Source organism: Oceanococcus atlanticus, assembly GCF_002088235.1.
In the GTDB taxonomy this organism is placed as follows: Bacteria; Pseudomonadota; Gammaproteobacteria; order Nevskiales; family Oceanococcaceae; genus Oceanococcus; species Oceanococcus atlanticus.
In genome coordinates this window covers 774,321-787,615 of sequence record NZ_AQQV01000001.1, presented here as the reverse complement: position 1 = coordinate 787,615, position 13,295 = coordinate 774,321, and the positions used below count along the sequence as shown (strand labels likewise).

The window sequence follows — 13,295 nt, the reverse complement described above, 5'->3', positions numbered from 1 at the left end:
CGCTCTTGCCGACGCTACACAAGGACGTCAACGCATGTGTTGGCGACATCATTGCCCGGGTGGGCAAAACCATCTCGATCGGTATGCCGTTGGGCTTGGGTAAGCCGGCGGCTCTGATCAATGCGTTGTATGCTCGGGCCTGTGAAGACCCCAGCATCACCTTGCGCATACTCACCGCGCTGACGCTGGAAAAACCACGTGGCAGCAGCGCGGTGGAGAAGGCCTTTCTCGAGCCGTTTGTGGCGCGGGTTTACGCCGATTGCCCTGATCTGGTCTATGCCGCCGATCTCAGCGCCGGGCGCTTGCCGCCCAATGTCGAGGTCTACGAATTCTTCTTCAAGCCTGGCAGTCGCATGGGCAATGCTCATGCGCAGCAGCACTACATCAGTTCCAACTACACCCATGCCGCCCGCGATGTGTTCGAGCAGGGCTGCAATGTGGCGGCCCAGCAGGTCAGCAAGCGCGAGGTTGATGGGGCGACACGTTACAGCCTGTCGGCTAATCCCGATACCTCACCGGAGCTGCTGCGCTTGCTGCGCGAAAGTGGACGCCCCCATGTGGTGGTTGGCGAGGTCAATCAGAACCTGCCTTACATGTATCAGGACGCGGAGGTGGCGGCAGCCGAATTCGATCTGGTGCTGGATCACCCGGCCCAAACCCGCACCCTGTTCTCCACGCCCAAGCTGGCCGTGACCACGCCGGATTATCTGGTTGGTGTGCATGCCAGCAGCCTGGTTCGCGATGGCGGCACCTTGCAGATCGGCATCGGCGCGCTGGGCGATGCGATTGTTCATGCCCTGCGCTTGCGCCATCAGGACAATACGCGCTATCGCGCCTTGCTCAAGGACACCGGCGCAGAGCGCGATCATGCGCATCTGATCGAGCGAATCGGCGGACGCGACGCTTTCGAGCGTGGGCTGTACGGGGCGACCGAGATGTTTGTCGACGGTTTCATGTCGCTCTACCAGGCCGGCATCCTCAAGCGCCGCGTGTATGACGATGAGCATCTGCAGGCTTTGCTTAACCGGGGGCAGATCAGCGAGCAGCTGACGCCACAGGTGCTGGACCTGATGGAGGCGGAAGGCGAGCGCGTGATCCGCACCCATGAGTTCGAGATCCTTCAGTACCACGGTGTTTTTCGTGACGACTGTCGCTACGAGCTTGGGCATGTGATCGCACCGGATGGCGAGCGCATCATGGCCAATCTGGCGATTCCCGAGTCACGCGCACGACTCGCCGCCAAGTGTCTGGGCACGCATCTGCGCAATGGCGTGGTGTTGCACGGCGGGTTCTTTCTCGGGCCGCGCGATTTCTACGACACCCTCAGGCGCATGCCGGAAGCGGAGCGCCGTCTGTTTTTCATGACCGGTGTCGACAAGATCAATCAGCTGGATCGCAACCCGGCGCTTTACAAGGCGCAACGTATCGAGGCCCGTTTTATCAACACCGGCATGCTGGTGACCTTGAGCGGTGCGGTGGCTTCGGATGGCCTGGCCGACGGGCGGGTGGTGTCCGGGGTGGGCGGACAATACAACTTTGTGGCCATGGCCCATCAGTTGCCGACCGGGCGCTCGATTCTGATGGTCCGGGCAACACGTGAAAGCGCCGACGGCGCGGTGACTTCGAATATCGTTTTCAACTATGCCCACTGCACCATACCGCGCCATCTGCGCGATATCGTGATCACCGAGTACGGGGTTGCCGACCTGCGTTCGCGCAGCGATGCCCAGGTGGCCAAGGCGCTGATCAATATCGCCGATTCACGTTTTCAGGACGGGCTGCTTGAGCAGGCCAAGCAGGCTGGAAAAATTGAGCGTGACTATGTCATACCGGAGTCATACCGCTACAACACCCCGCAGCGACTTGAGCAGTTGCTCATGCCATACCGAGACGAAGGCGGCTTTCCGGAATACCCGCTGGGTTGTGACTTTACCGATCAGGAACAGGTGCTGGCCCGTGTCTTGCTAGCGGCCAAAGCGCAGGCCGCGCGGTTGCCGAAGTGGAGGCTGCTGCTGGCGGGGCTCACGCGGGTGCAGATCAGTGACGCCATGAAGCCGTACCTGCAGCGTTTGCGCCTGCTGGAACCCGCAGACTTCACTGGCCGTGTTACCCGTAGGCTGGTGGTCAATGGCCTGCGTGAAGACGGTGTGGAGTAGGGCGCAGCGTGTTGCTCGCAAGAAATTACGATTGAGACCAGGCGGACGTTTCGCTTTAATGACAACGGGAACTGCTGAGTGAATATCACAATGATGTATCGGGGAATTTTTGCCGCCCTGATGGCTGTGCTGCTGGTCGCCTGCAATGGCGCCGGTCGCGATGAGCCAGGTGGTGGCACGGTTGGGGGCGGCGAAGGTCGTGTGTTTGTCATCGAGCCGGGTGTGAACGCCACGGCGGACATGGTTGAGGCCATGGTCCAGGTCAAACCCAAGGATGTCATCGAATTTGCCGAAGGGTATTTCGAGCTGGCCACCGGGCTGCAGATTTCGAGTACGGAAAACATCCTGGTGCGTGGCCAGGGTATGGACAAGACCGTACTGTCGTTCAAGAACAGCGGTTCTCAAGAGGGTTTTCTGGCCTCGACGGTGCGCGGTATCACGGTCGAAGATCTGACCGTGCTGGACACCCCCGGGGACGCTTTCAAGTTGCAGGGCGTTGATCACGGCACCTTGCGCCGCGTGCGCGCCTTGTGGTCCAGCGGGCGTAACACCGATGAAGAAGACACCATTACGGCGGATAACTACAGCGAGAAGATGAACATCGCTTGTACCGATCCGGCGCGGCATAATCCGGCCAACCCGAATCCGCTGGAAACCGATACCACCTCGCCGGACTACACGGTCAGCGTGGCTTCAGGCCGTTACGGGATCTACCCGGTCAACTCGCAGAACATCCTGGTCGAATACAGTGAGTCTGTGGGCGCTTCCGACGCCGGTATTTATGTCGGTCAAACCGACAACGCGATCATTCGCAACAGCCGTGCAGCCTTCAACGTATTCGGTTTTGAAATCGAAAACGTGCGCGGTGGCGAATACGTCGACAACCTGGCCGAGTGTAATACCGGCGGTTTCCTGGTGTACGACCTGGATGGTTTGACCCGCTACGGTCAGCGTACGCGGATGTACCGCAACCATGCGCGCAACAACAACACCTACAACTTCGCCGAACCGGGCAGCATCGTGTCCAACGTGCCGCGCGGTGTGGGCATGATCACCTTGGCCTACGACAAGATCGACGTGTTCGACAATGTGTTCGAAAACCACGGTACGGCGGGCATCGTGCACACCAGTTACGAAGTGCTGGGCGTGCCGGGTGATCGGCGTCTGGATCTGTACACCGAGGGTGTGCACATCTGGGGCAACACCTTCCGCGACAACGGCAATGACTTGCCGCAACCCGATCTGGCCACGATTCTGGCCAGCGGCGGTTCGCAGGTGACCTCGGCCTTCCCCATGATCGTGGGTCTTAAGAACCTGACCGGCGGGGCTGGGTACCGTGGCGGCCACATTATCTGGGACGGTTATCTCGATGATCTGAGCGATTGCCCGTACCCCACGGATGATCAGGGTCAGCCGATCCCGCAGGACGAAGACGGCAAACCGATCCAGGGCAATCAGTACCCCAACCCGGAATGTCGCTACAACGCTTACAAGTTTGATGATCAGGGCGAGCGCATCAAACCGAAGTGGTGGTCCTCGTGCATCGATGGCGACAATGAATTCGCCGACGACAGCCTGACCTATGCCAACTTCCACGGCCTTGATGGTCTGGAAGTGTTGCTTGGCCTGGATCTGGGTAACCCGGCAAATCTGATCGCAGCGGTGCTTGATAACGTTGCCAGTTTGCCCAATTTCCCATCCGACACCGACATGTCACCGCATGATTGTGTTGCCGAGTACGGTGAAAATCTGCCGCCGCTGGATCCGATCGTGATCCCGCCGTTCGTGCCGTCCGGCACGATCGACCCGGCACCTGGCGACGAGTTGGTCAAGCAGTTGTGCGAGGCCACGGTTGCAGCAGGGCAGATCAATGCAGCCGCCTATGAAGTCAATTGCCCGACCCTGGATCAGTACCATCTGTTCAGTGATCCGCAGGATCCGATGAGCCTGCCCAACGGACGTGGTGTTCCGTTTGTGCTCAACTCCAAGTTGTTCTCGGACTTCTCGACCAAGTATCGCGTTGCCTACATTCCGGAGGGCCAGAAGGCGCTGTACCGCGATGGTCAGGACAACATCAATGCGACCATTTTGTTCCCGGTGGGCACCATCCTGGCCAAGACCTTCTCTTTCGCCGATGAGGATGCACAAACCGAAGTGGCTGCGGAAACGCGTTTGCTGATCAAGCGCAAAACCTCCGGAGGCCAGGTTTACTGGGACGGTCTTGAGTACATCTGGAGCGAGGAAAATGGTCAGCGCGTGGCTCATCTGGCCCAGGGCGGTGGCAGTGTGGCGGTGAGCTGGGATTACACCGATGTGCACAGTGGTGTGCGTCACACCGGCTCGACGGACAGCTACCTGCTACCCAACGCCAATCAGTGTCTGACCTGCCATGCCAACGATGACGCGGAGACAGGCGCCGCACCGATCGGTCCCAAGCCGCGTAACCTGAACCTGCCGTTCTCCAGTGAATCGCCGTTGGCTCATGGCGTTGATGCCCATCCGGTCGCGGGCCAGAATCAGTTGATGTACTGGTGCCAGAATGGCTTGATGGGCAACTGTCCGGAGCTCGTCCTCAATCCGGTGACGGGCTATGTGACCAGTGTTGAACGCAACCCGATCTTCAATGTGCCTGGTGACTCGGGCCATCCGGCCAATTCGGATGAGGATATCGAGGCGCGCGTACGCTCTTATCTGGAGGTCAATTGTGCGCATTGCCACAACCCGCGCGGCATGGCCCAGAACACCGGTTTCTACATGGATGTATTCCGTCCGGTGAACGACACCTACGGTATCTGCAAAGGCCCGACAGCGACCGGCAGTGATGGCCGTGGCGGACATGAGTACGACATCGTGCCCGGAAGCGCCGCGGATTCCATCGTGCCCTTCCGCCTTGGCTTCGAGGCCGATAAGTTGACCGAAAAGATGCCGCCGTTGGCGCGCAGTGTGGTCGACGAAGAAGCCTTCGAATTGATCACGCGCTGGATCAATGACGTGGTCGATGAAACCTACCCCAATGCCGATGCCTGCAGCAGCGGTGGCGGCGGCATTTTCGGGCGCTAGCTTCGATTCCGGTATGACCAAAAACCCGCGCTTAAGGCGCGGGTTTTTTTATCTCTGGGGCCTTAGTCCTAATGGCCGAATCGGCTGCGCTGGGAACTCAGTAAGATCGAATCACCTCACGAATTGAGGTATATTCCTTAAATTGTGCCGTCTTGAACGACAAGGACTGATTGTGAGCGCCACCGCAGAGATTTCTGACAACATCGCGACCAAAACCACGCCTAAGGTTGCCGGCCTGCCTTTGATCGGGAACACCCTGGACATGGCCAAGGATCCCGCCAAGTTTTTTGTCGATTGCTATCGCAAACACGGGCCGGTGTTCAAGATCAACATTCTGGGCAAGCCATACAAGGTGATGGGCGGGGTCGAAGCGGCCACCTTCATGGGCACGCGCGAGGGCAAGGAGTGCTTGCGTTCAAAAGAGTTCTGGCAGGGCCTGGTCAAGGAGTTCGACGCGCATCTGGCTCTGCCTGGTGCCGACGGTGATGACCACAAGGAAATGCGTGAAATCTTGCGCCACGGTTATTCCAAGGATGCGATCAAAGGCCGTTACAACCAGCTGCTGAAGATTACTGATGGCTCGATTGAGCGCGATTGGAAACCGGGCACCAAGGTGCCGGTGCTGCAGGCCTTCCAATTCATGGTTACAGACCAGCTCGGCACCATTCTGACCGGCAGCGCTCCACTGGAGTACGTGGAAGATATCCGCGTCACCATTCTCAACATTCTGAATGTGCTGGTCACGCGTCAGCGTCCGCGGTTTTTGTTGCTGAATCCGGCCTATCGCAAGGCCAAGCAACGCGTGTTTGAGCTGGGCGACAAGATGCGCGCCGAGTACCTGGCCAATCCCGATGCGCGCAGCGAAGAAAACCGCAATCTGATCGACGACATCATGCAGGCCAACCTCAATGGCTCGCACATCATGCCCGACCACAATTTGCGCCTGCAGCTGGTTGCACCCTATGTGGCCGGGTTGGATACGGTGGCCAACACCACGGCAGCGATCACCTACACGGTGCTCAAGAACCCCGATGTGCTGGCCAGAATTCATGCGGAGGTCGACGCTTTGTTTGCCGATGGCGACATCGATGAAGCAGGCCTAATGAAGAAAATACCGGTGCTGCAGGCGGCGATCATGGAAACCATGCGTCTGTATCCCATCGCGGTGGCGCAAATGCGCTGTGCCAACAAGGACTTCGTGTTCGAAGGTCACCAGTTCCATGAAGGCGAGATGATCTACATCGCCACCTGCGTGCCGCACTTCATGGAAGAGCTGTACCCGGACCCTTACACCTTCGACGTGGATCGTTACGAAAAGCCGCGTGCAGAGCATCGCCAGACCGGCGCGTATTCGCCGTACGGTCGCGGGCCGCACACCTGTCTGGGCAAATCCCTGGCTGAGGTGCAGCTGGCCCTGACCATGGCCCGACTGTTCTATCGCCTGGATCTGTCCCTGGAGTCGCCGGACTATCAGCTGAAGACCAAGACCGCGCCGACGCCCGGCCCGGCCATGAGTTACAAGCTCAAGGTCAACGGCTACCGCAACTAAACTTGCACGGTCGACCTGGCTCGGCCTTACGTGATGGCGCCAGAGTCCTCGCCGAGGACTTGGCGGCACGCGCTTTGCACACGCACAGCAAACCCGAACCTGTTAACGGAAAGTTGACGGTCGCTGGTGAAAACTGGCCCCATAACTTTCAGGGGAGCTGTGATGGAACTGCTCAAATCAGCCATGATCATTGCTGCGGCAGGCTTGCTGCTGACCGCTCTGCTGCCGGTGCGCCGGCTGGTTACGGAACTGCCCAAAGGCGCCAGCCGTCGGGGTTGGCACTGGCTCGCCGCCCTGGTTGTTGTGATGATTGGCTGCTACTCGGCTTATGCGCTGGGTCACAAAACCAGCGTGAAGCTGGCGGACGAGCTGATCATTCCGACCATCTTGCTGTTTGGCAGCTGGTTTATCTTGATGGTGAGTCAGCTGTCTGCCGCCGGCATTCATGATGCCCGCCGTCTGGTACGCCTGGAGCGGGAGTGCATCACCGATGGTTTGACCGGCATCTATAACCGCCGCTTTTTCGATCATCAACTGTTGATTGAACATGCTCGAGCAGTGCGCAACAACAAACCGTTGTCATTGATGTTGCTGGATATTGATCGCTTCAAGGCGGTCAATGACACGCATGGTCACCAGGTCGGAGATCAAGTCCTGGTGGAAATTGCCGAATTGGTTCAGCGCCTGTCACGCAGCGCCGATATTGTTGCGCGATTTGGTGGCGAAGAACTGGCCATTATCAGCCCTGAAACCAGCCTGGATCAGGCCACCCAGCAGGCCGAGCGTTTGCGTGAGGCGATTAAGAAGCATGTCACCACACGTGCCGGCGCTGACACGCCTTGTCGTGTCGAAGTTACCGCGAGCATCGGCGTGGCCAACCTGCGGCGTGGCGAGGTTGCCGAACCTACAGCGGTGCTGCGCCGTGCCGATGAAGCGCTCTATCTGGCCAAGGCGAGTGGGCGCGATTGCGTCCTGGCCGAAGGCGCTAAGTTGTCACCACGTGTGGTCCAGATTAAAGACTGGGTGGCCGGAAAGTCGCCCACCCAGGCTGCTTAGGGTAACGCTCAGATCAAGCCGCTCAGCTTGAGCAGCCAGTAGGCCAGAATCACCCATTGGCCGGTCAGCATCAGGGCGCGCAAAAAGACGAAAGTGGCGCTGGTGCTGATGATATGAACCAGCGACTGGGCCAGGCGGAAGCCAAAGTAGGTCCAGGCCAGTTGGTCGATCAGGGTGAGCTGGCCCAGCAGTGAGGCTGCCAGTACCACCGCTGCATAAACCGGCAGATTTTCCAGACAGTTCAGGTGTGCGTGCTCAAAGCGCGTGGTCCAGGACGGGTTATTCCAGGTTGACGCGCCGCGGGTCCAGGAATTGGCCGGCGCTTTGCCGGTGAAAACCAGGGCAACGCGGTAGTTGACGTAAACCGCGACCAGCACGAAGGTCAGGGCGGTAAAGGCCAGAAGTACAGCAATCGAAGGTGCCATGTGTGTGCTCCCGTTTTGTTGTGATGGTTATACAGCGAGCCGATTGTGCCTTACCGAACGGTTAATTGGCGAACGCGGCGATCCCGGTCTGTGCGCGCCCCAGAATCAGGGCGTGGATGTCATGGGTGCCTTCGTAGGTGTTGACCGTCTCCAGGTTCAGCACATGACGGATCACGTGGTAATCATCGACGATGCCGTTGCCGCCGTGCATGTCACGCGCCTGACGGGCGATCTCGAGGGCTTTGCCGCAACTGTTGCGCTTGATCAGCGAGACCAGCTCCGGCGCACATTGATCGTTGTCCATCAGGCGCCCGGCCTGCAGGCAGCCCTGCAAACCCAGCGCGATGTCGCTTTGCATATTGGCCAGCTTGAGTTGGACCAGCTGGTTGGCTGCCAGCGGGCGACCAAACTGGCGGCGCTGCAGGGTGTAGTCGCGCGCGGCATGCCAGCAGAACTCGGCCGCACCCAGCGCGCCCCAGGCGATGCCGTAGCGGGCCTTGTTGAGGCAGCTGAACGGCCCCTTGATACCGCGCACCCCTGGCAGCAGTCGATCTTCATCGATGTCCACGTCGCGCAGGACCAGCTCGCCGGTAATCGACGCCCGCAAGGAGAATTTACCGTCGATCTTGGGGGTGCTAAGGCCGGCGTCACCGCGCTCCAGGATGAAGCCGCGGATGTCATCGTCGAGTTTGGCCCACACCACCATCACGTCGGCCACCGGTGCATTGGTGATCCACATCTTGGCGCCATTGAGGCGGTAGCCACCGTCAATACGCTCGGCCCGGGTGCGCATGCTGGCCGGGTCGGAGCCGGATTCTGCTTCGGTCAGCCCGAAGCAACCGATCGACTCACCGCGGGCCAATGCCGGCAGGTAACGCTGGCGCTGTGCCTCGCTGCCGAAAGCCCAGATCGGGTACATCACCAGTGACGATTGTACGCTCATGCACGAGCGGTAGCCGGAGTCGATACGTTCGACTTCACGTGCGATCAGGCCATAACTGACGTGATTGACTCCGGCGCCGCCGTACTCCACCGGCAGGGTGCTGCCAAGCAGGCCCAGCGCGCCCATTTCGGGGAACAGCTCCGCTGCAAAGTGCTCCTCGCGAAACGCCTGCTGGATCCGTGGCATCAGCCGCTCCTGGCAGTACTCGCGCGTGGCATCGCGGATCTGCCGCTCGCCATCACTGAGTTGCTGTTCAAGCAGAAAAGGGTCCTGCCAGTCGAAAGAAGCCTTGCTCACGCGGTACTCCGAAAATTTTTTGCAGACCGTCCTGACACTTTGCAATTTGCTGCGTTTCAGTCATCAGGCCCCATCAAACCGAGAGCATGACATGAAGCCAAACATCCTGTTTTTCCTGGGTATCGCCGCCTTGAGCGCATGTGCCCGCAGCGACAACACCAGCACCCCGGTGCCGCCGCCATCGTCAGCGTCGGCGCATGAACTGACCCAGGACGCCGCCGTGTTGCCGGCGCCCAAGCCGCAGCGCGCAGAACGGGCAGCAATGGCGCAAGCGCAAGCCATGCCTGAGGCTCGCTTCGCTGATCAAGCGGTGAGCATGGGTAAGATGGTGGGCCTCGCGGTGCCGCCCATGCCTGCGGCCAATGCGGCGGGTGAAGGCTATGCGCCGCTTGCGGAGAACAGGTTTCAGCAGGTTGCTCTGTCGCCGTTGTCGACCTTCGGTCTGGATGTGGATACCGCCAGCTACAGCAATGTGCGGCGTTTTCTCAGCCAGGGCCAGCTGCCGCCGGTGGATGCGGTGCGCATCGAGGAACTGATCAATTATTTCGATTACCCACTGAGTGCCACGGCCTCGGAGCATCCCTTGTCGATCAGCACCGAATCGGCAGCGGCGCCGTGGAATCCGGCTCACCGCCTGGTCATGGTCGGGGTCAAGGCCCGCGACCTGAATGCCGCCGAGCGCCCGCCCAACCGTCTGGTGTTCCTGCTCGACACCTCCGGTTCCATGAGCAACGCCAACAAGCTGCCATTGCTCAAGCGTTCCTTCCAGATTCTGATCGAGCAGTTGCGCGCCCAGGACAGCGTGGCCATCGTGACCTATGCCGGCAGCGCCGGCCTGGTTTTGCCGCCCACCTCCGGGGCACACAAGGAGGCCATCTATGCCGCCCTAAACCGGCTCAGCGCGGGCGGCAGCACGGCCGGTGCGCAGGGCCTGGAGCTGGCCTATGAGGTTGCCGCCAAGCAGTTCGTCGAGGCGGCCAACAACCGCGTGATCCTGGCCACGGACGGCGATTTCAATGTCGGCCAGCGCAGCGAGGGCGATCTGATTCGCCTGATCGAATCGCGCCGAGATCAGGGCGTCTTTCTCAGCGTGCTGGGCTTTGGCAGCGGCAATTACCAGGAAGCCAAGATGCAGCAGTTGTCGAGTCACGGTAACGGCACCCACCACTATATCGACAGCGATCGCGAGGCGGATCGGGTGTTTCGCGACAAGCTCCAGGGCACGCTGTATACGGTGGCTAAGGACGCCAAGATTCAGCTCGAGTGGAACCCGCAGCAGGTGGCCGAATATCGTTTGATTGGCTATGAGAACCGGCTGCTCAATGCCGAAGAATTTGTCGATGACCGCAAGGATGCCGGGGATGTCGGCGCCGGACACAGCATCACCGTGCTGTACGAGGTTGTCCCGGCCAGCGGCGCAAACGCCACAGCCGCGCCGCTGCGCTATCAGGAGCAGCGTCCACGCCCGGCCCACGCCACCGAGCTGGGGCTTATCAAGTTGCGTTACAAGCCGGCCAAGGCTGAGCGCAGCGTGGAGATGACTCAGGTGATTGCCAGCACTGCGCGGGCGGGCGATAACCTGGCCTGGGCTGCGGCGGTGGCTGAACTGGGTATGCTGCTGCGCGGATCGGAGCACCGCGCGCAGGCCAACTACGATGACCTGCTGCGCCGGGTGGAGGCCCAGGCCGGGGACGATGCATTGCGCCGCGAATTTGTCGGGCTGGTTCGTCAGGCCAAGGTGGCGTCACAATCGCAGCTGGGTTTGAATCAGCCGGGACAATTTTCACCGGGGCAGTGATGCACAGCGACGATGAGACATGGTTTGACGCCCTGGCCGGGCACGCCGAACCGGCTGATGCAGCGGATGCGGCTCTGCAGCAGGCGGTGCGCCGGGCCGCGGTTCAGCTGGAGGACAGCGCTGCGGATGCCCTGGCCGAAAGGCGCTTGCTGGCCCGGCTTGAGCGCGAAGGTCTGCTCGCGCCGGTAAGGCCCGCGCCGCGCTGGCGGGCACCGCGCCTGGCCCAGGCCGCCGTCATCGTGTTGTGTGTTGGTGTGGTGGTGCAGATCAGCGGTGTGCTGCCGGATGCAGCGCCGCTAAGGTCTCAGGATGCTGAGACCGTTGCGACCCAGGCGCATGACAGCGCCGCGGAGCTCGTCGCGCAAAGTGCGCCAGCGCCCGCAGCCGAAGCGCCACAGGCGCGCGCGTTCAGCCCGGAGTCGGCCCGCAAATCAGCCGCGGCGCCACCCGCGTCGGCTGATGTTGCAGCGCCGATGGCGGGCGCTATGGCGCAGACCGAACGACGTGAAGCCTTCGCTGCACCGCGAGCAGAGCCCGATGTGGTGCTGCGGCTGAACAATCCCGCTGCACGCTGGCAGGAGCTGCTCAGCCTGGTCGACAAGCACGAGGGCCTGGATGCGCTGTCGCGTGATGATGCGCAGAAACGCCTGCGCTTGCGCTGCGCTCATCGCCAGGCCTGTCAGGCCTTGAAAGACTGGCTGCAGGGCGTGGGTGAAGCGGAGCAGTCGCTGGTGCCGGGCCAGCCACTGGTCCTGCGCCTAGAGGCCCGCGAATGAATCTGCACAGCGATGATGATGTCTTGATTGTGGCGCTGGCTGATCCTGAGCGGGCGCGTGAGGCCAGCGTGATTTTGCATCGGCGCTATGCGCGGCGCTTCATGAATTACCTGCGCCGACGCGGGCTGGATCATGCCGCGGCTGAGGACGCGGTGCAGGATGCTTTTGTGCGTTTGCTGCAAAAGGCTTCAGGCTTTCAGCCCCAGGGGCAGGGGCGAGCCTGGATCTGGCGCGTGGCGCGCTCCGCCTGGCTGGACAATCTGAGAGTCTCGCGGCTTGCAACAGAGCCGTTGCAGGGCGCGCATGAGCAGGCCGCAGCGGTGGCGGATGTCGCCGTCACCAGCAACTATCAGGACTGCGTTCATGGTCAGTTGGCGCGCTTTTCCGAGGCTTATCCGGAGGCCGGTCAGGCCATCGTGTGGGCCGCGGTGGATGGGCTTAAATCGACCCAGATTGCTGAGCTGATCGGGCGCAGTGCGGGCGCAACGCGCGAGTTTCTGTCGCAGACGCGCAAGCGCCTGCGCGAGTATCTGGAGCCGTGCCTGGGTCTTGAGTCGTCGTAAATTTCGGCATGGACCTTGCAGCACGACCGGTCCGCGTCTAAATTTCTGCGCCTATGAGGGGAGTTATTCGAGGTTTTTTGGTTGCCGCGTGTGTGTGCGCCGCGCCTGTGGCCGGTGCCGAGTCGATCCTGATGTACAAGCAGCCTGATGGCACCCGCCTGTACACCGATCAGAAGCAGCGGCCCAACACCGGTTACAAGTACCTGGGGCACTATGGCCGGGCGCCTTACCGTGTGTCGTGTGCGGGATATCGCAGCGACATCATGTCGCAGCGCCGCGCCCGTTATCAGCCGTACATTGACCAGTACGCGCGCGAGTTCGCGGTTGATCCGCTGCTGGTGGCTGCGGTCATGCGGGTCGAATCCTGTCTGGATCGCAATGCGGTGTCACGCGCCGGCGCCAAGGGGCTGATGCAATTGATGCCAGGCACGGCGCTGGAGCTGGGTGTGCGCGACATCTTTGACCCGGCGGAAAACATTCGTGGCGGCACCGCCTATCTGGCGCGCATGCTCAAGCGTTTCAACAACAATCAGGAACTGGCTTTGGCCGCTTACAACGCCGGGCCGGGCGCGGTCGATCGCCATCGCGGCGTACCGCCCTACAAAGAAACCCTGGCCTATGTGAAGCGCGTGGCCCGCCAGTACCAGATGTACGGCGGGCGCATCTAGGCTT

Annotated in this window: 10 protein-coding genes; 8 read left to right on the top strand and 2 right to left on the bottom strand. The window is 60.9% G+C overall.

What is annotated here, in order from left to right; translation table 11 throughout:
- Window positions 1-5 precede the first annotated feature (5 nt).
- The 4 genes from ATO7_RS03670 to ATO7_RS03655 all read left to right on the top strand — a co-directional run bounded on the left by ATO7_RS03670 (window position 6) and on the right by ATO7_RS03655 (window position 7,821).
- The gene (locus ATO7_RS03670; protein WP_206044781.1) at window positions 6-2,156 is read left to right on the top strand and encodes an acetyl-CoA hydrolase/transferase C-terminal domain-containing protein; all 2,151 of its coding nucleotides are present in this window, start codon (window positions 6-8) and stop codon (window positions 2,154-2,156) included.
- Between the two features lie 78 nt (window positions 2,157-2,234).
- Window positions 2,235-5,216, top strand: a complete 2,982-nt coding sequence (locus tag ATO7_RS03665) for a parallel beta-helix domain-containing protein (RefSeq protein WP_206044780.1) — start codon at window positions 2,235-2,237, stop codon at window positions 5,214-5,216.
- A gap of 172 nt (window positions 5,217-5,388) precedes the next feature.
- Complete coding sequence (locus ATO7_RS03660) at window positions 5,389-6,765, top strand: cytochrome P450 (RefSeq protein ID WP_206044779.1); 1,377 nt, start codon at window positions 5,389-5,391, stop codon at window positions 6,763-6,765.
- A 162-nt stretch (window positions 6,766-6,927) separates the two neighbouring features.
- Complete coding sequence (locus ATO7_RS03655; RefSeq protein ID WP_083559610.1) at window positions 6,928-7,821, top strand: GGDEF domain-containing protein; 894 nt, start codon at window positions 6,928-6,930, stop codon at window positions 7,819-7,821.
- 8 nt (window positions 7,822-7,829) lie between these two features.
- Here ATO7_RS03655 and ATO7_RS03650 read toward each other — a convergent pair whose 3' ends face one another.
- Window positions 7,830-8,246, bottom strand: coding sequence for an MAPEG family protein (locus ATO7_RS03650; RefSeq protein ID WP_083559608.1), 417 nt, complete (start codon window positions 8,244-8,246; stop codon window positions 7,830-7,832).
- A 61-nt stretch (window positions 8,247-8,307) separates the two neighbouring features.
- Window positions 8,308-9,486: an acyl-CoA dehydrogenase gene (locus ATO7_RS03645; protein WP_083559606.1), complete on the bottom strand. Its 1,179-nt coding sequence runs from the start codon at window positions 9,484-9,486 to the stop codon at window positions 8,308-8,310.
- A gap of 91 nt (window positions 9,487-9,577) precedes the next feature.
- Here ATO7_RS03645 and ATO7_RS03640 point away from each other — a divergent pair, with 91 nt between their 5' ends.
- From ATO7_RS03640 to ATO7_RS03625, 4 genes are all read left to right on the top strand, one after another.
- Entirely contained in the window at window positions 9,578-11,284 is a 1,707-nt protein-coding gene (locus ATO7_RS03640) for a vWA domain-containing protein (RefSeq protein ID WP_083559604.1), read from the top strand.
- The gene (locus ATO7_RS03635; protein ID WP_083559602.1) at window positions 11,284-12,060 is read left to right on the top strand and encodes a hypothetical protein; all 777 of its coding nucleotides are present in this window, start codon (window positions 11,284-11,286) and stop codon (window positions 12,058-12,060) included. Before ATO7_RS03640 ends, ATO7_RS03635 begins: the two co-directional genes overlap by 1 nt.
- On the top strand, window positions 12,057-12,623 hold the full coding sequence (locus tag ATO7_RS03630; protein ID WP_083559600.1) for an RNA polymerase sigma factor: 567 nt from the start codon (window positions 12,057-12,059) through the stop codon (window positions 12,621-12,623). Before ATO7_RS03635 ends, ATO7_RS03630 begins: the two co-directional genes overlap by 4 nt.
- Window positions 12,624-12,754: 131 nt before the next feature.
- Window positions 12,755-13,291: a lytic transglycosylase domain-containing protein gene (locus ATO7_RS03625; RefSeq protein WP_240499417.1), complete on the top strand. Its 537-nt coding sequence runs from the start codon at window positions 12,755-12,757 to the stop codon at window positions 13,289-13,291.
- Window positions 13,292-13,295 lie beyond the last annotated feature (4 nt).